The organism is Alkalibaculum bacchi (assembly GCF_937875145.1).
Classification (GTDB): Bacteria; Bacillota; Clostridia; order Eubacteriales; family Alkalibacteraceae; genus Alkalibaculum; species Alkalibaculum bacchi_A.
Window position 1 is genome coordinate 23,391 of sequence record NZ_CALNCS010000107.1, and the last position, 23,128, is coordinate 46,518.

The 23,128-nt window shown below is 35.8% G+C and carries 19 protein-coding genes, 1 tRNA gene and 1 riboswitch; of the genes, 16 read left to right on the forward strand and 4 right to left on the reverse strand.

Going from position 1 to position 23,128, the window contains the following annotated elements; translation table 11 throughout:
* Window positions 1–116: 116 nt before the first annotated feature.
* The gene (locus tag Q7P22_RS07075) at window positions 117–1,865 is read right to left on the reverse strand and encodes a phosphoenolpyruvate carboxykinase (protein ID WP_303862431.1); all 1,749 of its coding nucleotides are present in this window, start codon (window positions 1,863–1,865) and stop codon (window positions 117–119) included.
* A gap of 256 nt (window positions 1,866–2,121) precedes the next feature.
* Between Q7P22_RS07075 and Q7P22_RS07080 the strand changes: the two genes are divergently transcribed.
* From Q7P22_RS07080 to Q7P22_RS07115, 8 genes are all read left to right on the forward strand, one after another.
* Entirely contained in the window at window positions 2,122–3,135 is a 1,014-nt protein-coding gene (locus tag Q7P22_RS07080) for a 3D domain-containing protein (protein ID WP_303862433.1), read from the forward strand.
* Between the two features lie 602 nt (window positions 3,136–3,737).
* A tRNA-Gln gene (locus tag Q7P22_RS07085) sits at window positions 3,738–3,812 on the forward strand.
* 408 nt (window positions 3,813–4,220) lie between these two features.
* Window positions 4,221–4,919, forward strand: coding sequence for a superoxide dismutase (locus tag Q7P22_RS07090; RefSeq protein WP_303862436.1), 699 nt, complete (start codon window positions 4,221–4,223; stop codon window positions 4,917–4,919).
* 315 nt (window positions 4,920–5,234) lie between these two features.
* On the forward strand, window positions 5,235–6,464 hold the full coding sequence (gene pepT, locus Q7P22_RS07095) for a peptidase T (protein ID WP_303862438.1): 1,230 nt from the start codon (window positions 5,235–5,237) through the stop codon (window positions 6,462–6,464).
* A gap of 197 nt (window positions 6,465–6,661) precedes the next feature.
* Window positions 6,662–6,837: riboswitch (Lysine riboswitch) on the forward strand.
* Window positions 6,838–7,091: 254 nt separating this feature from the next.
* Window positions 7,092–8,390, forward strand: coding sequence for an FAD-dependent oxidoreductase (locus tag Q7P22_RS07100; protein WP_303862440.1), 1,299 nt, complete (start codon window positions 7,092–7,094; stop codon window positions 8,388–8,390).
* A gap of 35 nt (window positions 8,391–8,425) precedes the next feature.
* Window positions 8,426–9,826, forward strand: a complete 1,401-nt coding sequence (locus Q7P22_RS07105) for a hypothetical protein (RefSeq protein WP_303862441.1) — start codon at window positions 8,426–8,428, stop codon at window positions 9,824–9,826.
* A 272-nt stretch (window positions 9,827–10,098) separates the two neighbouring features.
* Entirely contained in the window at window positions 10,099–10,938 is an 840-nt protein-coding gene (locus tag Q7P22_RS07110; RefSeq protein WP_113919679.1) for a DMT family transporter, read from the forward strand.
* A gap of 70 nt (window positions 10,939–11,008) precedes the next feature.
* Window positions 11,009–11,632 (forward strand): carbonic anhydrase, encoded by a 624-nt coding sequence (locus Q7P22_RS07115; protein ID WP_303862446.1) that lies wholly within the window; start codon window positions 11,009–11,011, stop codon window positions 11,630–11,632.
* A gap of 166 nt (window positions 11,633–11,798) precedes the next feature.
* Here Q7P22_RS07115 and Q7P22_RS07120 read toward each other — a convergent pair whose 3' ends face one another.
* The gene (locus Q7P22_RS07120) at window positions 11,799–13,295 is read right to left on the reverse strand and encodes a 4Fe-4S dicluster domain-containing protein (RefSeq protein WP_303862448.1); all 1,497 of its coding nucleotides are present in this window, start codon (window positions 13,293–13,295) and stop codon (window positions 11,799–11,801) included.
* Window positions 13,296–13,316: 21 nt separating this feature from the next.
* Window positions 13,317–13,586 (reverse strand): hypothetical protein, encoded by a 270-nt coding sequence (locus Q7P22_RS07125; RefSeq protein WP_113921150.1) that lies wholly within the window; start codon window positions 13,584–13,586, stop codon window positions 13,317–13,319.
* A gap of 423 nt (window positions 13,587–14,009) precedes the next feature.
* On the opposite strand from Q7P22_RS07125, the gene pyrR reads away from it, so the two are divergent.
* From pyrR to nspC, 8 genes are all read left to right on the forward strand, one after another.
* Window positions 14,010–14,543 carry a bifunctional pyr operon transcriptional regulator/uracil phosphoribosyltransferase PyrR gene (pyrR, locus tag Q7P22_RS07130; protein WP_113921151.1) on the forward strand — a complete coding sequence of 178 codons (534 nt, stop codon included), beginning with the start codon at window positions 14,010–14,012 and terminating at the stop codon, window positions 14,541–14,543.
* A 198-nt stretch (window positions 14,544–14,741) separates the two neighbouring features.
* The gene (locus Q7P22_RS07135) at window positions 14,742–15,380 is read left to right on the forward strand and encodes an HAD-IA family hydrolase (protein ID WP_113921152.1); all 639 of its coding nucleotides are present in this window, start codon (window positions 14,742–14,744) and stop codon (window positions 15,378–15,380) included.
* A 633-nt stretch (window positions 15,381–16,013) separates the two neighbouring features.
* Window positions 16,014–16,781 (forward strand): adenosylmethionine decarboxylase, encoded by a 768-nt coding sequence (gene speD / locus Q7P22_RS07140; RefSeq protein WP_113921153.1) that lies wholly within the window; start codon window positions 16,014–16,016, stop codon window positions 16,779–16,781.
* 21 nt (window positions 16,782–16,802) lie between these two features.
* Window positions 16,803–18,245 (forward strand): aminotransferase class I/II-fold pyridoxal phosphate-dependent enzyme, encoded by a 1,443-nt coding sequence (locus Q7P22_RS07145; RefSeq protein WP_113921218.1) that lies wholly within the window; start codon window positions 16,803–16,805, stop codon window positions 18,243–18,245.
* 24 nt (window positions 18,246–18,269) lie between these two features.
* The gene (gene speE, locus Q7P22_RS07150) at window positions 18,270–19,121 is read left to right on the forward strand and encodes a polyamine aminopropyltransferase (RefSeq protein ID WP_303862455.1); all 852 of its coding nucleotides are present in this window, start codon (window positions 18,270–18,272) and stop codon (window positions 19,119–19,121) included.
* Between the two features lie 3 nt (window positions 19,122–19,124).
* Complete coding sequence (gene speB, locus Q7P22_RS07155) at window positions 19,125–19,970, forward strand: agmatinase (RefSeq protein ID WP_113921155.1); 846 nt, start codon at window positions 19,125–19,127, stop codon at window positions 19,968–19,970.
* Between the two features lie 16 nt (window positions 19,971–19,986).
* Window positions 19,987–21,186 carry a saccharopine dehydrogenase family protein gene (locus Q7P22_RS07160; RefSeq protein ID WP_113921156.1) on the forward strand — a complete coding sequence of 400 codons (1,200 nt, stop codon included), beginning with the start codon at window positions 19,987–19,989 and terminating at the stop codon, window positions 21,184–21,186.
* Window positions 21,186–22,319 carry a carboxynorspermidine decarboxylase gene (gene nspC, locus Q7P22_RS07165; RefSeq protein WP_303862457.1) on the forward strand — a complete coding sequence of 378 codons (1,134 nt, stop codon included), beginning with the start codon at window positions 21,186–21,188 and terminating at the stop codon, window positions 22,317–22,319. The genes Q7P22_RS07160 and nspC overlap by 1 nt, the downstream gene beginning before the upstream one ends.
* A gap of 274 nt (window positions 22,320–22,593) precedes the next feature.
* Here nspC and Q7P22_RS07170 read toward each other — a convergent pair whose 3' ends face one another.
* Window positions 22,594–22,947, reverse strand: coding sequence for a NifB/NifX family molybdenum-iron cluster-binding protein (locus Q7P22_RS07170; protein WP_113921158.1), 354 nt, complete (start codon window positions 22,945–22,947; stop codon window positions 22,594–22,596).
* Between the last annotated feature and the right edge of the window lie 181 nt (window positions 22,948–23,128).

The following is a 23,128-nucleotide window of genomic DNA, read 5'->3' on the forward strand; positions in this document are numbered from 1 at the left end:
CCTACGAGATTCTGTCTTTTTTTAACTCTGTCTTTTTTTAACTCTGTCTTTTTTTAACTCTGTCTTTTTTTAACAATGAAAATAATAGTCCAAAAGGTTTAGTGAACTCAACATTTTTATTCGTTAATCACTTTAAACAAATCAATAGCTGCCTTTTCAGGGCCGGATTTTTCCTTTCCTTGGATCCCTAGTTGAGTTTTTAATTGGCCTACAAATATACCTGTTTCAAAGGCCTTTGTAAAAAATTTTTCGATGAGAGGATCGCAAAGATCTTGTTTTTGTTGTGGACCAAAGGGATTAGCAAAATAGGAAGTAGTTAATCCTGTTTCGGTAGTCGTTCCCTTAGACATTCTTCTACCGGCTTTAAATACTTCTATGGCCTCTTGTACGGTTTTAAAACGGTCTATACAAGACTCATCTTCTTTTACCTTAGTGTAATTATTTGCATAGAGCAAAATATCTACAGGAAGCCCTTGCATAATATCTTTATAGGTAGCTACAGGATTGATTAATCGAGCATTGATTTTATCTGGATTCATAAAGATAGATCGGTCTAGCTCTTTAAAAGCATAACCTGTATCCAAGTCATCAAGTCGAACAAAAGCACCAATTTCTGTTCCATAGGCTACAATTTTATTTTCTTTGCGGCCAATATGAAATGTACCCATATCATCAAAAATAATCGTCAAGTCACTTATATAATCTTCAGATAAGCTTCTAAAAGCTTCAATGCTCTCACTTTTTCCTGCACCGCTATCGCCGACGATGACAATATTTGAACTCTTGCCATTTTTCATTACAATATTGACCATAGCACCATGAATAGGTAGATTTCCTCTTCTTAGTTGTAAGATATTGTGTAAAGTAAGGCTCATCTTTTTTAAATAGCCAAAATAATCGTATTTCTCATTTAAGGTTACAAATCCAACCATCATTTGATTCACTTCGTCTACGTAAAACACATCTTTAGGTTCTCGGTTAGGGTCGTGACCTCCATAAACGTAAAGTAAATCGGGTTTGCGTCCAGCAATTTCTTGCTCTGTAGCCATCTGAAATAAATTAGAGAGAGAAACTCCTTGAGTTAAAAAATCTCGGTGTATAAAAATATAAGCTAGCAAGTTCCCTATTTTTGCTGGATAACAGAAAAAGTGATCTGTATTAATTCCAGCTCGACGGATAGGATTTGTAAACACTTCTGTAAAAAAACCATCACGAGTATTTCGCTTTGGATAAGTGATAAAGGGCGTTTCCATAACGATGTTTTTAATAAAGGGTATATCTTTTAAAATCACGTATTCTCGAGGGATGGGCCAAATGCTTTGACCAACGATCAGGCCTACATTTGTACCAGCTGGAACTTGGCGGTAAACGCTAGGAGTAGTCATAGACAAATTGTTTGTAATCTTTCGATACATATTGAGAATAAGCTCATCAAATTTTTGTTTTGATTCTATAAAATTGATGTTTTGTAAACCTTCTGTTCCCTTTTCTTCCTGAATAATACAATACCTTTCAATACTTCTCCAGTACTTATAAACAGCTTCAATTAAATGTCTGAATTTTTCTTTATGTTCATATAAAACAGAAAACTCAGGGAAAGACTCAGAAATCTCTTTTGAAGTCATAATAGTAAGAAGCTTCGTGATTTTTGTAATTGCAAAGATTTGTCTCTCAAGATCATTTTTTTGCAAGGTCTCACTTATAAGGCGATATATCCGATTAGGTTGTTCCTTATTCTTTTTTAAGAAGTGCTCTAAAACACCTCTAAAGGCATCGCTATTTAGGACTTGCTCTTCCGTGCGGCAATATTTCATGGAGAAATTTAATAGAATTTTATCATTGCTAATAGACCACTCTTTCTTCATGTAAACCTTCCTTTATATATCTACTTTAATCTATGGCATAAAATGAGTACCTTATATAATATCATATATTTTTTTAATTAGACCCAAATTTTACATCTGTAGACTCTATTATAAATATTATTCTTGTCTACAAAAAGTCAAGATTTTATGAATAAAATAAAATATGTAACAATATAATGTTTAATAGGTAAAGAATATGTAAAAATACTGCAGATAAGAAATCGAGATGTTTAATTAATTTGAGGAGGTAAGAATAGTGAACCTAGAATGCATTAGGTTTTTCTTTATCAGAAAAAAAATGATCTTCATAGGAGTTGCTCTTTTTGTTTTGGCAGCTGTGCTTGCTCTAATATTTTCGTATCGGCAGGTAATCATAGAGGTAGACAATCAAAAAGTACAATATGCATATAATGGAAATAAAACCGTAGCCGAAGTGCTAAAAGCAAATCAAATCACAGTTAAAGAAGAAGACATCGTAAAGCCTGCAAGAAATGAAGTGTTAAAAGACGGATCGGTTATAAATATTGACCGAGCTATACCTGTCCGTATTTTCGTTGAAGGTGAGTACAGAGAAATATACACTACACAAAAGGAAGTTGCAAAAATTTTAGAAGATGCAAATGTTGTCATAGAAGACCATGATATTGTCAAGCCCGCATTATACGCAAGCGTCAATAGAGGCGATAATATACATGTGACGAGAGTAGATGAAAAGTTCGATACCACAGAAATCGTAATTAAATACGAAAAAATCGTAAAAGAAAATAATTCTTTAGAGGAAGGACAATTTAAAATTGTCCAAAAGGGAGTAGATGGATTAAAGACCATTGTGGAAAAGGCCACCTATCACGATGGAGTAGAATTTAACAGGGAAGTAGTAGATGAAAAAACTCTTGATCCCGTTGATGAAATCAAAGAAGTAGGTAAAAGGGCAAAATTAGTGGCAAATAGATCTTCAACAAACACTCCTGTAAAAGGAAGAACCATAACAATTGAAGCCACTGGATATTGTTCTTGTCATAAATGCTGTGGTCCATATGATGGAAGCACTACAGCATCAGGCATCTCTCCAGCAGAAGGAAGAACTGTTGCTGCTTCTAAGAATTATTCTTTTGGAACAAAAGTATACATTCCTTACTTTAGCAATACCTTTGTCGTAGAAGATCGAGGAGGAGCTATTCAAGGAAATCGAATCGATATTTACTTTAGCAGCCATCAAGAAGCTCTCCGGTTTGGAAGAAGAACTTTAGAGGCGACGATAGTTAACTAGGTTGTAGTTTTATGAATGGTTTTGAGATTAAAGAGCTATTACTTAACAATGGTTCAGCTTCTGTTTAACGATTGTTAGAACCTATTGGTCTGAAAAAGAATTTTAAATCAAAAAATATGTTTAACTAAAAAGATATCGGGTATATAAGAAATACAAGGATAGGAAATAAAGCAACTGTGGTTTGTTTTATAAGCAAATTGTATAGGGAAATGATCAATAGGGAATGTATTAACCTCCTAGTGATATAGGAGCCTACTCTATGACAGGTTTTTACCTGATGATATAGATTGGCAACTAAGGATGACGACAATGCTATCTAAAACTTAGCTTGCAAATCGAATCCGATTCAATGGTATTCCCTATATGAAAAGCTTATAAGAAAATCACCCTTAAAAAGCCTAGACCTTGTAAATACTAGCCATAGGAAAGGAAAATTACATGACGAGTGAGTACGAGATATAAGGGATGTATTACGAAATACATGTAATCATCCCTTATATCATTTTTTGTTTATAGTAAAAAACGGGGTAAAACTCGGGAAAGCTCTTGATTTTTTTGAAAAAAAGGAGTACAGTAATTAATGTATTCTTTCTAGACACTATTGGGGCGTCGCCAAGCGGTAAGGCAATGGACTCTGACTCCATCATTCGTAGGTTCGAATCCTACCGCCTCAGCCATAAATTAAATCAAAATGTAGCACCTACTATTAGAGTGGGTGCTTTTTGTATTAAGAAATATATGAACAGAAAGCTTTATAGGTTAGCTGGGAAAAACCTCAAAAGCTGAATGCTGACAGCGGAAAGCGGAACTTTAAAGGCAATGTTGAATTAAAAATTTATAATGAAAAAATAGTTAATCGGGAAAACCAATTGAACAATGAAAAATGAACACTGAACATTGAACAGTACAAATATACGACTACATATTTAGCTTTTATACTGTAAACTGTTCATTGTTCGATATTCATTGTTCACTGCGACGTAAGTCGTATATTTGACCACCTTACCACCTCTTATCTCCTGTTCCACATTTCCTTATATCCGAATACAATAATATGGCACAAAAAACTATTGGAGGTGCTTTTTATGGAATTTAGAATGATTCCTCCTGGACAGCATGTACTACCGCCATTGCCTTATTCTTATGATGCTTTGGAACCGGTATTAGGTCAGGAGACTCTTAGGATTCATCATGATAAACATCATAAATCTTATGTAGATGGTTTAAATAATGCAGAAATTAATTTAGTAGAAGCTAGAGAAAATGGGGATTATAATTTAATTAAATATTGGGAAAACGAGCTAGCCTTTAATGGCTCTGGTCATATCTTGCATAGCATTTACTGGACGATTATGGCTCCTTTAGGAGCAGCAAGACAGGTAGGAGTTCAAACCTTAAATCAAATCAATATGTACTTTGGTAGCTTTCAAAAGTTTAAAGATCAATTTATAAGTGCATCTGATAAAGTAGAAGGGTCAGGATGGGGCGTTTTATCTTGGCAACCAACTTGGAATCGATTAGAGATCTTACAAGCTGGAAAGCATCAAAATCTCACTCAATGGAGTGGTATTCCTATACTAGTTTGTGATGTGTGGGAACACGCTTATTATTTAAATTATCAAAACAAGAGAAGAGATTACATTGAAGCCTGGTGGGATTTAATCGATTGGCAAGAAGTAGAAAGACGTTTACTTTACGCTATGAAGGGTCAAGTGCCGTTAACTCGTGAAAAGGAAAAGGCATATAATCAAAGTGTTCGCTCCTTTCATCCATATCTAGGATGAATATGTGGTTAAACTTTATAGAAGCGCTTCGGCGCTTTTTATTTGCATTAGTGAAGTTTGATGTAATATTTTTATCATTTAATCTTAGAGGTGCAGCGGAAAGCTAAATGTGCAATGGGGAACTCTTAAGTTGGTATGTTGGAAAAGTCACTAAGACTCTGAAAGGAGCATCTTGGAGCGTAGGGTAGGATTTTAATACCTCCACAGCCAGTCTCAGCAATTATTCCTATCATTCAACAATAGTTGGACAACTGTTCAATTATTGTTCCTACAAATTATGGTATACTAATACCAAAAGAAAAAGGAGATATAAAAATGGATAAAATCGTTGAGAGATTTTTAAAGTATGTAAAGATACACACCACCTCTGATTCAGAATCCAATTCACATCCTAGCACATCTTGTCAACTTGATTTAGCGAAGGTGTTAGTGGAGGAATTAAAGGAATTAGGCTTACAAGAGATTTCTTTAGATGAAAATGGATACGTTATGGCAACTTTGCCTTCTAATAGAGGAGAAGAAGTGCCTACTATTGGATTTATTGCTCATATGGACACAAGCCCAGATATGTCTGGAGAAAATGTTAATCCGCAAATCGTTTCTAACTATGATGGCAAAGAGATCTTATTAAATGAAGAAAAGCAAATTATCTTATCTCCAAAGGATTTTCCAGAATTAAAGGAGTATATAGGGCAAACTTTAATTACTACAGATGGGAATACTTTGTTAGGGGCTGATGATAAAGCAGGAATAGCTGAAATCCTTACTGCTATAGAATACCTTATAGATCACCCTGAAATTCCACATGGAGTTATTAAAGTGGGATTTACTCCTGATGAAGAAATCGGAAAGGGAGCGGATTTATTTGATGTAAAGAAATTTGGTGCAGATTTTGCATATACAGTAGATGGCGGGGAAGTAGGAGAGTTGGAATACGAAAATTTCAATGCTGCTGGGGCAAAAATAAAAATTCAAGGGAGAAATGTTCATCCAGGTAGTGCTAAAAATAAGATGATCAACTCTATTGAAATTGGAATGGAAATTAATAGCTTACTACCAGAAAATCAAAAACCTCAGTATACAGAAGATTACGAAGGCTTTTTTCATTTAACGGATTTTAGAGGTAGTGTAGAAGAAACAGAAATGTACTATATTATTAGAGACCACAATAGAGAGTTATTTGAAGAAAAAAAGAAACTCTTATCAAAAATTGTTGGCTTAGTAAATATAAAGTACGGAGATCATCTCATTGAATTAGATATTAGAGATCAATACTACAATATGAAAGAAAAAATCGAACCCGTTATAGAGATTGTAGACTTAGCAAAAGAGGCTATGGAAAAAGTGCATATTGAGCCTAAAATTCAACCAATCCGAGGAGGAACAGATGGAGCTAGATTGTCCTTTGAAGAATTACCGTGTCCAAATATCTTTACAGGTGGACACAATTTTCATGGAAGATTTGAATACATTCCAGTAGAGTCTATGAAAAAGGCAGTGGAGGTTATTGTTAAGATAGCAGAGCTAAATGCTAGTGAACGGTAGCCGAGCAATGGTTGAACAATAGTGAAACGATGGTTAAACAATTGTTCAAGGATTGGAAAGTCTTCAGAGGCTGGCTTCGTGGGTCTTAAGATCCGACCCTGGGCTCTAGGAGGACTCTTTATCGAATATATTCAAAGGACATGAAATCCTTGTATTAACACAAATATTATGTTATCATAGAAACAATTTAATAAAAGCTTCATGATAGAGGCGTGCTTGACAAGAGTATTTAAGTGGAGGCTGTAGAGGGTCGATAAAGCTTAAAGAAAGGGGAGAGCACCGAAGAAATAAGTAGTCTCTACTGCTTATTTCTGGGCACAAGGTGAATAACTTTGTGACTGTCACCGATTGCAGGTGGAGTGCTATCTTGTTTGATTTCGGGATATTCATAACTAGAAAACAGGCATTGGTACTTACCAATGCCTGTTTTTGTCGTTTAATAGCAAAGCGAAACCCTCTATATTGAGAAAGTTCTTATTCAAGTGCAAATAATCAAAGGTAACGGTCACTACTAGTGACCTGAAGGTTTTACATAGAACTTACAACTTAGAACTAAAGCGCCAAAGGCGCTTATTATTATGAGGTTCAAAAGATATTTATAAAAAACAAACAACAGGAGGAAATACATTGACAAAAGTAATTGTAATTGGTGGAGGCTGGGCTGGTTGTGCAGCTGCAGTAGGAGCTAAAAAAGTAGGTGCAGAAGTAACCCTTTTAGAGAGAACAGACATGCTCTTAGGGACAGGACTTGTTGGCGGAATTATGAGAAATAATGGCCGATTTACTGCAACAGAAGAATTAATTGCTATGGGTGGAGGAGATTTATTTACAATATGTGATAAGACCGCCAGACATAAAAGTATTGAATTTCCTGGGCATAAACACGCAAGTTTATATGATATTGCATCAACTCACGGAGAGGTTCTCAATCATTTACTTCATTTAGGTGTTGAAGTCGTCTTTCAAAGAAGAGTAAACAATATTCACATGAAAGAAGACAGAATCCTATCTGTAGAAGATCAAAGGGGTCGCATTTTTGAAGGAGATGTATTTGTAGATACAACAGGTACTGCTGGACCTATGAACAATTGTGTAAAATATGGAAACGGCTGCGCAATGTGTATTTTAAGATGTCCTAGCTTTGGTGGCCGTGTTAGCTTAGCAGGTTTAGCTGGCGTTAAAGAGATGATTGGTAAAAAGGCGAATGGGACAGTGGGTGCTATGAGTGGTTCTTGTAAACTGTATAAAGAATCATTATCTCAAGAGATACAAGATACATTAAATGAAACGGGAGTAGCTGTTATTCCAGTGCCTGAAAATTTAAAAGAAGATCACCTTGGCGTAAAAGCATGTCAACAGTATGCGCTGCCAGCCTTTAAAGACAATATCATTTTACTAGATACTGGCCATGCGAAGCTTATGACACCTTTTTATTCACTAGAAAGACTTCGCCAAATTCCTGGCTTTGAAAATGCTAGATATGAAGATCCGTATGCAGGTGGTGAGGGGAATTCTATGAGATACATGAGTATGGCTCCAAGAAGCAATGCTCTTAAAGTAGACGGGCTAAGCAATTTATTCTGTGCTGGTGAAAAAGCAGGTTTACTTGTTGGGCATACAGAAGCTATTTGCACAGGCGTTTTAGCTGGACACAATAGCGTGCGTCATGCTTTAGGTATGGAATTACTTGAATTACCAAATAAATTAGCGGTAGGTGACGCTATTTCTTATGTAAAAGAAGCTATGACTACAGAAGAAGGCATGGGACAAAAGTTTACATTCTCAGGCTCTGTGTATTTCGAGAGGATGAAAGAGCTACAATTATATTCTACAGATGTACAAGAGATTGAGAATCGAGTCCACTATGCAGGTTTATCAAATGTTTTTGAAAATAAAATAGTCGAAGAGAAGCCTCAATTGCGCTAAAATCTCGTACTTGTAAATCAATTGGGGAGGCCATTATGATACAATTAACAGCTTTACATTATGTATATTATCTTTTTGTTTTAACAATCATTATAACAATGGGCTTTAAAAAAGATACTCTTCTACCTTGTATTATTGGTATATTAGTAATTGGAGCCATGTATACAGGGAGTTTTATAAAGGGCGTTCAAGTAGTTTATAATGCTCTTATTGCCTCGGGAAACGAGTTTTGGGGAATTATTGTGGTCATCTCTTTAGTTATTGCTATGAGTCGAGCTCTTCGAGATATTGGCGCTGATGAAGTGATGATTCGACCAATTAAAAAGATTATGAAAAGTCCAACGATTGCCTTTTTTGCACTAGGTTTCGTTATGCTCTTTTTTTCCTGGTTTATATGGCCATCACCAGCTGTGGCCCTAGTAGGCGCTATTATGTTACCTGCTGCCCTACAAGCAGGCTTATCGCCAATTTGGGCAGCAGTAGCAATGAATATCTTTGGGCATGGTATTGCCCTATCTAGTGATTTTTTTATACAGGGAGCTCCTGCAATAACGGCTAAAGCAGCTGGTATTAGCGACTCCTTAATACTTAGTAAGGACAGTTTTCCACTGTGGTTAACTATGAGCATAGTAACCGTTATTTGTAGTTTTATTATGCTAAAAAAAGACATGAAATCAGGTGCAATGGAATGTGCAATTACCTCCATTGATATATTAGAAGATAAAATAGAAAAAAATTCTGAGGAAACCTGTAAAAAACGCAGTGTTGGTCTAATCTTTGTTTCTATTGCCACTCCACTAATATTTCTTTTAGATGTGTTTTTTATGTACAAATACCAGCTAAAAGGTGGAGATGCAACAGCTTTAGTAGGAGGTACGGCTATTTTAATAATGTGTTTTGTGTCAATGATTTGCCATAAACCTGGTGACTGTTTAGAAAAAGTTACAGATTATATTAAAGAAGGCTTTATTTTTGGCATTAAAGTATTTGCCCCTGTAATCATTATTGGCGCTTTCTTCTTTCTTGGAAATGAAGACATGGCAAAGAAGATTTTAGATCCAAATGCGACGGGTTTATTATCTGATTTAGGTTTATATCTATCTAATGCTGTAGATTTATCTATATTATCTGTTGCAGGTATTCAAATGTTAGTAGGAGCCATTACAGGTCTCGATGGCTCAGGATTTTCTGGTCTTCCTTTAGTAGGATCTTTAGCGAGTGCTTTTGCCACTGGCGGAGGATTTGATTTAGAGGTGCTTGCAGGTCTTGGACAATTAAGCACTATTTGGATTGGTGGAGGAACAATTATCCCTTGGGGAATTATACCAGTAGCTGCTATTTGCAATGTTAGTCCACTCGAACTTGCTAGAAAAAATTTCAGACCTGTTATGATCGGTTTTGCAGCAACATTTATCGTAGCTATGTTTTTGCTTTAAATGATTGGACGGAAAAACCTTACTAACTTTAATTATGATATTGTTTTACTAATTATTTTAAGTGCCTGATGGGCACTTTTTTAATATAGTTGAAAATGTTACTTTTGCCCCAAGCCTCCACGGGAGTTATCCTGGAGCGCTAGCGAAGGATCTTGACGCAAAAGGAATACCTTAATTCTCAAAAAGTGCGGAAGGCACATTTTGAGAGCGTATAAATTTTATAATGGTATAATATAAGTATATGGAAACTTTTTAAATAAAGGAGGCACACTATGTCAGATCGCAGTAAAGGTATTTCATATATGTTGGCATCATCGCTTTTTTTTGCTTTAATGGCAGCTGCAGTTAAATTTGCTGGAGATATTCCTACTATGGAAAAAGTATTTTTTCGAAATATTGTAGGTGTAGTTGTATCGGCTCATGCTATTATTAAATCTGGAGAAGGGTTTAAAGGAAATAATACAAACTACCTAAGCTACCGAGCAATATTAGGATTTTTAGGGGTTGTTTTTTATTTTTATGCTTTAGGAAACTTGCCTTTAGCAGATGCCGTCGTACTCAATCAAATAAACCCTTTCTTCGTCATAATATTTGCAGTATTATTCTTAGGAGAAAAAATTAAAAAACTACAAATCGGGGCAATTGTATTGGCCCTTGTAGGAGTAGTGTTTGTATCTCAACCTCAATTTGACTATACTGTTATTCCAGCTATTGCAGGTTTATTGTCTGCTATTTTTGCAGCCTCTGCTTATACTATGATACGGTATTTAAGTAAGACAGATACTTCTAATGCTATCGTATTTTATTTTACAGGTATTTCAACATTGCTGACGATTCCATTTATGTTTTTTGGTGGTTTTGTCATGCCTACTTTATTTGATTTCATCGTTTTGCTTACAGTAGGTATATTCGCCACTTTTGCACAATATTTTATGACAATTGCCTATTCTTATGCGCCAGCAGGAGATCTCTCTATCTATTCCTATGGAAATACTGTATTTTCGATATTTATCGGCATTTCTATATGGAGTGAAATTCCAAATTATTTAAGCATGATAGGCGTAACTTTGATTTTAATAGGTGCTTATTTAAACTATAGAGCAAAAAAGTAGTTTATTAATTAACAAAAATAGTTTAATATATAGTATGAAAACAAAACAAAGACCTTTGGGAGGGGGAATCATGCAAAAGTTATTAGATGGAATCATCAATTTTAGAAGAAAAGATTATGAAACTCACAAGGAGCTCTTCCGGGACCTAAAGACAAGTCAACATCCCCATACTTTATTTATTACCTGCTGTGATTCTAGGATTCATCCTAATATGATTACAGGAGCTCTACCGGGGGAACTATTTATCGTCCGCAATGTGGCCAATATTGTGCCTTCATATAGTGAAACCTCAGAGTATGTATCGATTATGTCCGCGATTGAATACGCTGTTCTTGCTCTTAATGTTGAAAATATTATTGTCTGTGGACATTCAAATTGCGGTGGTTGCGCAGCAAGCCTGAAGGGCATAGGAGATCATAGCGATTTTGAGCACACGAAAAAATGGTTACAACTTATTGAGCCTGTCCGAAATAAAGTCGTAGATAAAATCCCAGACAATGAACCAGGTGCTAGAAAATGGATGATGGAACAGGGAAATGTTCTAGAACAACTAAAGAATTTGGGGACCTATCCCTATATAGTAAAAAGGGTAAATAGTGGAAGATTGCAATTAAGTGGTTGGCACTATATTATTGAAACAGGAGAAGTGTATATTTATAAGCCTGAAGAAGAAGGATTTGTATTGTCGAATTAAAAATAGCGGAAAGCTGAAAGTGGAACTTTGCTGAGAGCTCCACTTTAAGGCGAGAAAGTGGAGAGGCAAACGACCCTTCCGGTCATTTTATATAGCGACTGTTCGTATCTAAAATGCTTTAACATAGAACTTAGAGCAAAAAAAGAAGAGCGCTGATTGCTCTTCTTTATTTTTTAGACTGAATTTTATCATTTTCAGATGGTGTCTTATAGATCGATTCATTAGAGAATTTGGTGACACTTTTTCTTGCTCGTGAAAGTGAAGTAAGAGTACCAGGTCCGCCGATACAGCCGCCTTCGCAGGCCATACCTTCTATTAGACATCCATTTTTCTTGCCTGCCTTCGCTTGTTTCATGAGTTTTACACAATCATGTAAACCATTGGCGCTTTCAATTTCTATCTTTTTATCTGGATCTAATTCTTTGATCATAGCTTCTACAGCGCTAGCTACGCCTGTAGCTATTGCGTATCCTCTTCCTGTGACAGAGGCATCTTGAATTTCTTCGTCTACTTGGATTTCAGATGGCTCAATGTCTTTTGCAATAAACATACCCATGAGTTCTTCAAAAGAAATAACAAAATCTACATACTCAGCTACGTTTTCTTCAAGTGCTTCTAGTTTTTTAGAAATACAAGGTCCAATAAAAACCACAAGAGCATCTGGATTGTTTCTCTTAACATATTGAGCTGCGTATACCATTGGACTTGAAGAGTCCGAAATATACTGGTATTGATCAGGATAAAACTTTTTCACCATAGAACTCCACGAGCTACAGCAACTTGTCCCCATATAGGGTCTGTGCTCAGGTACTTCTTCAATAAATTCTTTTGCTTCGTTGACAGTTGTAATATCTGCACCTAAGCTTACTTCGACAACTTCAGTGATTCCAAGTTCTTTGATCGCCTCTACTACTTGTGAAGGACTTGTCAATGCACCAAACTGTCCTACAAAGGATGGAGCGATAATACCATAGACTTCTTTTCCACTTTTAATGGATTTGATTAATTGATAAATTTCAGACTTATCAGCTATGGCACCGAATGGGCATTCTTGTATACATCTTCCACAGGATACACATTTGTCGTGAAATATTTTTGCTCTACCTAATTCGTCACTACCAATGGCGTTTACACCACAACCAGCAGCGCAAGGCCTTTCGTATTGAGTTATTGCTGCATAAGGGCAGGCACTAATACATTTGCCACATTTAATACACTTGTCCTGATGGATAAAGGCTGCATTTTTTTCAATACTCACCGCATTTGTAGGGCACACATTAGTACATGGATGTGCAAGACATTTTCTACAATTGTTTGTAACCCATACAGTCTTTGTTGGACATGCTTCACATGCAAAAGGAATCACGTTGACTAGAGGTGGCTCATAAACCCTATAATCTAGATTAATTTTGTCAATACCTTCTTCAATAGGTCCCATATTTGCTGCACTTCTTACATCTAAACCCAAGGCTAAACGGAGTCTTTCTCCAACTACAGCTCTCTCTCTAAAAATACTCTCTCGGTATGTTGCCCTTTCACCAGGCAATAAGGCGTATGTTGAATCTCCTAATTTGGTCAAATCGCCATCTTCATAGGCCAATCGAGCAATTTCTGAGAATACCATCCTTCGAATATTTATTACATCAACGTAACTTTCCTTCATCTAAACCTCCATGTAATACTTTTATTCTTTTCTGGCTGCCTCCAGAATCCTAGCCATTACCATCTGGCTGTGAGCATTGTTAATCACTTCGCCATCGATAAAGACTTTAGGATAAACATCCCCTTCATCCTTACATCTATTGTTGCATTTTACTAGTGATACTTCTAATTCGAAGCCTTCTGCAATCTCCATATCTTTTAAGACGGTTTCCTGCAAATCCTCAACACTTTGTATAATATGATCTGCACCGAACATCGTACATTTAGACCCCACACATATTTCTAATTTCATTATTTTGCCCCCTTAGATTGAATGATATTAGTTATATTATAAACAATATCGAGCAATTAAACTACTAGATTATTATATTATTGACAATTTCTTTTCATCTATTCACTCGTATTATAAATAATATTTTCAATCCTAAGAAAACTTATTATATACAAAACTGATTTGTAATTCAATGTATTATAATGTATTTTTTATACAATGATTAGACGGTTAGTCGTTTAGTTCGTTGGACTGGAAAAAACGAAAAAGCCGAATACTGAAAGCTGAATGCGGAACTTTAAAGGCAGTATAGAATTGAAAATGTAAAATGCAGGATTTTAAAGTGTAAAGTAAAGAAAATTCATTGTTTGAGTTGATTGATTAAGAGGAATATATGGTATACTATACAAAAGAAATTTAAAATATGGGGCAGGAGAATTTATGATGAAAGATTCAATTATACTTGTAGATGAGAAGGCAATGAAAAGGGCATTGACTAGAATCGCTCATGAAATTATTGAGAAAAACAAGGGTGTAAAAAACTTAGTTATTATTGGTATAAAGACAAGGGGAGTACCTCTCGCTCGTCGCATAGCAGAAAACATTGAAAAATTTGAAGGAGAAAAAATTCCTGTAGATGTATTAGATATCACATATTATAGAGATGATTTAGAGAAAAAGACAGAACAGCCTCGTGTAAACAATGCATTGAAAGTAGAAGTAAAAGACAAAACAGTAGTCTTAGTAGATGATGTTATTTATACAGGTAGAACTTGCCGTGCAGCCATGAATGCGGTTATGGAGTATGGTCGCCCACAAAAAGTTCAATTAGCTGTTATGGTTGATAGAGGCCATAGAGAGTTGCCCATTCGACCAGATTTTGTAGGAAAAAACCTGCCAACGTCTAAGGATGAAATTGTACATGTTCTGACAACAGATATAGATGGAAAAGACGAAGTCGTTTTGACGAAACAATAATTTGAAACGATTGTTAAGCAATCGTTGAACAATGGTTAAACGGTTGAAAGGCAATCATTTCAAACCGCTCTCTCCTATAGACGAGCTTCCGCTTTCCACATTCCACTTTCCACCATACAACTGAGACACTGAACTATAAATTCAGTGTCTTTTAGGTAATATAATAATTTTAAAATACATATAGAAACAGGAGAACTTATGATTACTACAATTATTTTTGACTTTGATGGAACTTTATTAGAAACGACAGAATTGGTAAAAAACTCATTTAAACACATATGTCAGGTGTACAATAAGGAATATAATGAAGAATATATCTTATCTACTTTTGGAGAGCCACTAGCTAGTGTTATTAGTAGGGATTATAAGGAATACGATGTAGATGAGGTTTTAAGAACCTATAGAAATTATCAAGAAAAGAGGTTTGATAATGAGGTCAGTCTATATGATTCAGTATATGAGACCTTAAAATACCTATATGAAAAAGAATATAAATTGGGTATTGCTACTTCAAGGCTTAAAGATAGTACTCTTAAAGCACTAGAGCAGTTTGATATTGCGCATTTTTTTAAGTGCATCATTACAGCAGATGATGTAGTTAATCCAAAACCTCACAAGGAACCTCTTGAAAAGGCTATGATCTTATTAGATAGCAAACCAAAAGAGACAATGTATGTAGGAGATGCAAGTATTGATATGATTTGTGCTCAAAATGCTGGTGTACTACCCGCCCTTGTTGGTTGGCAATCAAACTCTATAGAACTAGCAAAAGAGCATGGAATTAAACATTTATTGTCTACTATGAAGGATTTGATTTCTATTGTCCAAACAAAATAATGTATAAAATATTCTTCGACATATTACGAGAAAATGCTTGTAAATTGTTGTTTGATTCTTTATAATGTTCTTTATATGACAAGAGGCAAGAGCCTTCTCATTGTTTTTACTAGAAAGAATTTTTGACCATCTCTTTTTTAAAGAGTTTATAGCCATACGGACAGCTGGGTCAAAAGCCGGAAATGGCAACTTTGTTGCCTTATTGGTTGAGTGTTACGCTCATTTTGATAAGTTGGCTAATAATAGCCAGGTGTATCGCAGCACATTAAACTTGTGGATCAATCAATAAGAGTAGTAAAAGTAATTCTTTGCTATATAAACTCTTAGCCTCTGAGGACAAAATTTATGCTACTAATTCTATGTGGCAATAGAGTTTTGAATTATTTTATTCGATTGAAGACCAAGTTTATGTGAGTAACATATAAACTTGGTTTTTTTATGCGAAAAGCTGAAAGCGGAAATTCGCCTGTGGCGAGAAATATTTTACAATTGTTTAATGATTGTTGAACTACCGTTCACCATCGTTCAACAAAGCGTATGATTGCATATAAGGAAGGAAATAATAAATAGAGTTCTTGCGTATTTAACGCTATAAGCCTAGTCTTATCCTACTAATAGAAAGAAGATTGATAAATGGAAAAAAAACTTAAACTATACGGATTTAATAATCTAACAAAATCATTAAGTTTTAACATATATGATGTCTGTTATGCAAAAAGTGCTGTGGAACAACAAGAGTACATAGCTTATATCGATGAGGAGTACAATTCAGAACGTCTTACGGGCATTTTGACTTCTTTGACGGATATGATTGGGGCTCAAGTACTAAGTATCTCAAAGCAGGATTATGATCCAGAAGGGGCTAGTGTTACAATTCTTATTGCAGAAAAGGCTATAAATAGCCTGAGAATGCGAGGAGATGCCGTAGTAGCTCATTTAGACAAAAGCCATGTAACCGTTCATACTTATCCAGAGTATCATCCGGATACCTTTATCGCTACATTTAGAGTCGATATAGATGTAGCCACTTGTGGAGAAATTACTCCATTGAGTACCTTAGATTTTCTGATTGATAGCTTTGATTCAGATATCATTACAATGGATTATCGAGTAAGAGGGTTTACAAGAGATGTAAATGGGGAAAAATTATTTATGGATCATGAGATCAATTCCATTCAGGATTATATTGCAAACTCAACACTTGAAAAGTATGAAAAAGTAGATATCAATGTAAAAGAAGCAAATTTATTCCATACAAAAATGCTTTTAAAAGAATTAGAACTAAAAAACTACCTCTTCAACAAAAAGGAAGAGGAATTATCTATAGATAAACGAAATGAAATCAAAGATAGCTTACGCAAAGAAATGCTCGACATATACTATGGTCAAAATATAAAATAAAGGCAGGTGACAGTAGTGTTTATTGAAAGACAAAGAAAAGCCCCTATCTACGAAGCTTTAAAAAGATTCAAATCAGAAAGAGTAGTTCCATTTGATGTACCAGGTCATAAACAGGGCAGAGGCAATCCAGAGCTGACGAATTTTTTAGGCAAACAGTGTATGGAATTAGACGTAAATTCTATGAAACCTTTGGACAATCTATGTCATCCTATATCTGTAATAAAAGAAGCAGAAGAGTTGGCGGCAGAAGCTTTTGGTGCAGCTCATGCATTTTTTATGGTCAATGGGACTACATCAGCTGTTCAAAGTATGATTTTGAGTGTGTGTAAAAGGGGAGAAAAGATCATCCTGCCTCGAAATGTGCATCGTAGCGTAATCAATGCACTTATTATCTGTGGCGCAATACCTGTTTATGTCAATCCACAGACAGATGAACGGTTAGGGATTTCTCTTGGCATGAGACTTGAAGATGTCAAAAAAGCAATTTTAGAAAATCCAGATGCCAAAGCCGTTTTTGTCAATAATCCAACCTACTATGGTATCTGCTCAAATATTAAGGAAATCTCAAAGTTAGCGCACCAATATAATATGTATGTTTTAGCAGATGAGGCTCATGGAACTCATTTTTATTTTGGCAAAAATATGCCTACAAATGCTATGGCTGCTGGAGCAGATATGGCGAGTATCAGCATGCACAAGTCAGGTGGCTCATTAACCCAAAGTTCTTTTCTGGTTATTGGACCAAATATGAGTGAAGGATATATAAGACAGATTATCAATTTAACTCAAACAACGAGTGGCTCTTACTTGCTTATGTCTAGTTTAGACTTGTCTCGAAAAAACTTGTATCTAAATGGTGAGGATATCTTCCAAAAAGTATGCTCCTTAACAGATTACGCGCGGAAAGAAATCAATGAAATAGGGGACTATTACGCTTATTCTAAAGAAATCGTCAATGGAGATTCTGTATTTGATTTTGATCATACTAAGCTTAGCATTAACACTTTTGACACAGGATTAGCAGGTTTAGAAGTATACGATATTTTAAGAGATGAGTATGGCATTCAAATAGAATTTGGGGATCTTGGAAATATATTAGCTTATATTTCGGTGGGGGATAGACAACGAGATATAGAGCGTTTGATTAGCGCATTAGCTGAAATAAGACGCCTTTATAAAAGAGATAAATCCGGAATGTTAAAAATGGAGTATATCAGCCCACAAGTAGCAACCACTCCTAACGAAGCATTTTATGCAGATACCAAGTCCTTGCCTATTGGAGAAACAGCAGGTTATATTTGTGCAGAGTGCGTTATGTGTTATCCACCAGGTATTCCAATACTCGCTCCTGGAGAGCGAATAACAAGAGAAATTTTAGATTATATAAAGTACATTAAGGAAAAGGGCGGTTCTTTAACAGGTCCTGAAGACTTAGAATTAGAATATTTAAATGTTTTAAGCTAGCTAGAAACAGAAAGGAGGGGTATTATGAATCTAGTATTTACAGAAAAGCACACAGAAAATGTTGGTTTATCTATAGGAGTAACACGTCAGCTTTATTCTGGACAAAGTGAATTTCAACTAATAGAAGTCTTTGAATCAGAAGATTTTGGGCGTTTTTTAGCCTTAGATGGATTTATGATGTTAACGGAAAAGGATGAATTTATTTATCATGAAATGATCGTCCATGTGCCTATGGCCGTTCATCCCAATCCTCGAAATATCCTCATTATCGGAGGAGGAGATGGAGGAGCAGTAAGAGAGCTATGTCGCTATAAAAGCGTAGAGCGCATCGATTTAGTTGAAATTGATGAGCAGGTAGTGCAGGTGTGCAAAGAGCATTTGCCAACAGTAGCTTCTGATTTAGATGACTCTAGAGTCAAAATTCACTATGAAGACGGTTTACGCTATATTAGACGTTTTACGGATTACTATGATCTTATCATTGTAGATTCTACAGATCCTTTTGGTCCAGGAGAAGGGCTGTTTACAAAAGAATTTTATGGCAATTGCAATAAGGCCCTAAAAGAGGATGGCATTTTATCTAATCAGCATGAGAGTCCCTTTTATCCATTAGATGCCTCTGCCGTTCGTCAAATACACAAGAGGATGATTACTAGTTTTCCATTGTGCAGAGTGTATCAGGCTCATATTCCTACTTATCCTTCTGGTCATTGGTTGTTTGGATTTTCCTCTAAGAAATACCATCCTGTGAAGGATTTAGATTGTCAAAAGTGGGAAGAACTAGGTCTTAAAACCCGGTATTACAATACAAAATTGCATAAAGCATCCTTCGCATTGCCTACTTATGTAGAAGAACTAATTAGGGAAGTGGAGTAAACTATGGAGAAGTTTCTTGGATGTGAGACAAACTATGAACAAGCAGATATCGTAATTTTTGGAGCTCCCTTCGACTCTACTACAAGCTTTCGGCCAGGAACTCGTTTTGCTAGTAGAACCATGCGAGCAGAATCCTTTGGCTTAGAGACTTATAGCCCTTATTTAGATGCAGACATGGAAGACCAAAAGGTTTGTGATGATGGAGATTTAGAATTGTGCTTTGGTGATCCAAAGTCAGCATTAGACGCTATCGAAGAAAAAACAGCACAAATCTTAAAGGATCATAAATTGCCGGTTATGATCGGTGGAGAGCATTTAGTCACTTTAGGTGCACTTAGAGCTGCTCATAGTAAACACTCGGATTTGCATATTATCCATTTTGATGCCCATACAGACTTGCGAAATGATTATTTAGGAGCTACGCTCTCTCATGCTACGGTTTTGAGACGAGCTTGGGATTTGGTTGGAGATGGGCGGATTTTTCAGTTTGGTATTCGCTCAGGGGAAAGAGTTGAGTTTGAATGGGCAAAAGACCATGTACACTTACAAAAGTTTGATTTTATGGGACTAGAGGATGTCATTATGTCTTTACAGGGCAAGCCCATCTATTTTACTTTAGATTTAGATGTATTAGACCCATCTGTTTTTCCAGGTACAGGTACTCCTGAACCTGGGGGAGTGAATTTTTTACAATTGTTAGAGGCAGTGAGAAAAGTATGTAAACTAGATATTGTAGCCTGTGATATCAACGAGCTGTGTCCTGTTTACGATCAAAGTGGAGTTTCTACTGCCGTAGCTTTAAAAATTATGAGAGAATTGTTGTTAGAATTGAGTATTAAAAACAAATGATATTGGAGGTAGAAAAATGGGAAAAGCATTAATAATAGGTTGTGGTGGCGTAGCAAGTGTTGCAATTCACAAATGTTGCCAAAATTCAGAAGTATTTGAAGAAATTTGCATTGCCAGTCGTACGGTTTCAAAATGCGATGAACTGAAGGAGAAACTACAAGGTGGAAAGACAAAAATATCTACTGCAAAAGTAGATGCAGATAATGTAGACGAGTTGATCGCATTAATCAATGATTTTAAACCTGATGTAGTTTTAAATCTAGCACTACCATATCAAGATTTGACCATAATGGATGCTTGCTTAGCGACAAAGACAAATTACGTAGATACAGCAAATTATGAGCCTCTTGATACCGCTAAATTCGAATACAAATGGCAATGGGCATATCAAGATAAATTTAAAGAAGCAGGCATTACAGCTCTTTTAGGAAGTGGTTTTGACCCAGGAGTAACAGGAGTCTTCTCTGCATACGCTATGAAACATTATTTTGATGAAATACATGAGATCGATATTTTAGATTGTAATGGTGGAGATCACGGTTATCCATTTGCGACAAATTTTAACCCTGAAATCAATATACGTGAAGTAACCGCAAATGGAAGCTATTGGGAAAATGGGGAATGGATTGAAACAGAGCCGATGGAAATTAAAAGGGTTTATGATTTTCCAGAAGTGGGCACAAAAGACATGTATCTTCTTCACCACGAAGAACTAGAAAGTCTAGCCTTAAATATTAAGGGAATCAAACGAATCCGATTCTTTATGACTTTTGGACAAAGCTATCTTACTCACTTAAAATGCTTAGAAAACGTAGGGATGACTTCTATTGAACCAATTGAATTTGAAGGAAAGCAAATTGTGCCTTTACAGTTTTTAAAAGCTGTTCTTCCAGACCCTGCATCTTTAGGACCTCGTACAGTAGGTAAGACGAATATCGGTTGCATCTTTAAAGGAATAAAGGATGGAGAGCCAAAAACTTATTATGTATACAATGTCTGCGATCATCAAGAATCGTATAGAGAAGTTGGAAGCCAAGCCATCAGCTATACTACAGGCGTACCAGCTATGATCGGAGCTATGATGCTCATGACTGGAACATGGAAAGGCGAAGGGGTATTCAATATCGAACAATTTGATCCAGATCCATTTATGGAAGCCTTAAATAAATGGGGACTTCCTTGGAAGGAAGACTTTAATCCAGAGTTGGTGGACTAATGAAAGATCGTTTTTATGATCTACCTACACCTTGTTATGTAGTAGATGAAAAAAAAGTGATTTCTAATCTAGAGGTACTAAAAGATGTTATGGATCGCAGCGGATGCAAGATTTTACTAGCACAAAAGGCTTTTTCTATGTTTAGCATGTACCCTTTGATTTCAAGATATCTATGTGGTACAGCAGCTAGTGGGCTTTATGAAGCCAAACTAGGCCATGAACATTTTAGTGGGGAAAATCACGTATTTTCCCCTGCTTATAAAGAAGAAGAATTTATTGAAATCGTAGAAATTTGCGATCATATTATTTTCAATTCCTTTTCTCAGTGGCGAAAATTTGGTCCTCGTGCTTTAAAAAAAGAGCGCTCTTGCGGACTTCGGATTAATCCTGAATGGTCTACTCAAGAAGGACATGAAATTTACGATCCCTGTGCTACCGGTTCTCGTTTAGGTACAACTATTGAACATTTTTATCCTGACCAACTAGGAGATTTAGAAGGACTTCACATGCATACATTATGTGAACAAAATTCGGATGATTTAGTAACCACTCTTCGAGTAGCAGAAGAAAAGTTCGGTTCTTATATGAAGCAGATGAAGTGGATTAATTTAGGTGGCGGTCACCATATTACGAGAAAAGATTACGATATAGAAACTTTAGTTTCTGAGATTATTCGAGTTAGAGAAAAATATGATGTAGTGGTGTATTTAGAGCCTGGGGAAGCAGTCGTTCTAAACACAGGATATTTAGTGACTACTGTTCTAGAGACCATGCACAATAAAATAGACATTGCTATATTAGACACTTCAGCAGCTTGCCACATGCCAGATGTACTAGAAATGCCCTACCGACCAGAAATTATTGGCGCTAAACTGCCAAATGAAAAAAAGTATACCTATAGGCTCGGAGGTCCAACCTGTTTAGCAGGAGATATTATCGGCGATTATTCTTTTGATGAACCCCTTAAAGAAGGAGATAAACTAATATTTTGTGATATGGCTCATTACAGTATGGTTAAAAACAACACCTTTAATGGTATGCCACTACCTGCCATAGCGATTCATGGAATAGATGGAGAAAACAAAATCGTACGCCAATTTGGTTATGAGGATTTTAAGGGAAGACTTTCGTAAAAGCTGAAAGCTGAAAGCTGAATGCAGAAAGCGGAAAAAAACTAGGGAACGACGCCCTCGTCGTTTCCCCTAATAGCCACCACTAGTGGCCTAAAGATTTTACATAGAACTTACAACTGCAAAAGCATCTAATACGCTTTTTTATATATTAAGACAGTTCTACTTTTGACTCTAACTCCTACCCAGTCATCTTGAGCGTAAGCGAAAGATCTTGACCCAAAAGGAATACCCTAATGCTAGAGACTAATAGGCTAGTGTCTAGCGACTAAAGCATTTAATGACAGCCGTGCTCGTGTGCAGCACAGGCTACTCCAGAGTCTATTAGTGTCCCATTGATATAAGCTAATGCTACTTCTCTTACATCACCAGAACATCCCCGTATTACTTTTATTCCAGAGCGATTTAAGACGTTTACAGCACCTTCACCCATATTGCCTGCAAGCATCATGGTAACGTTCATTTGAGCTAATTGCTGTGCAATATTTGACTTACATCCACAACCTTCAGGTGATGTAATCGTTTCTTCAGATATAATCTCTTTGCCTTCTATTGTGAAGACTGTAAAGTACTCACAATGCCCAAAATGATCATCAATTCGATTTTGACGAGATGGTAAAGCAATTTTCATAGTAAACCCTCCTAAATAGTAATAAATTAATTAGATAATAGATACCACTTTTTCAATATATTTGCTATACTATAATTATAGTAGTGTTATTGACATATGTCAATAAATTTAATAATTCATTTTATAAAAAACTTATTTAAAATAGGAAATAACACATAATCGTTTTAAATAAATTAGGAGG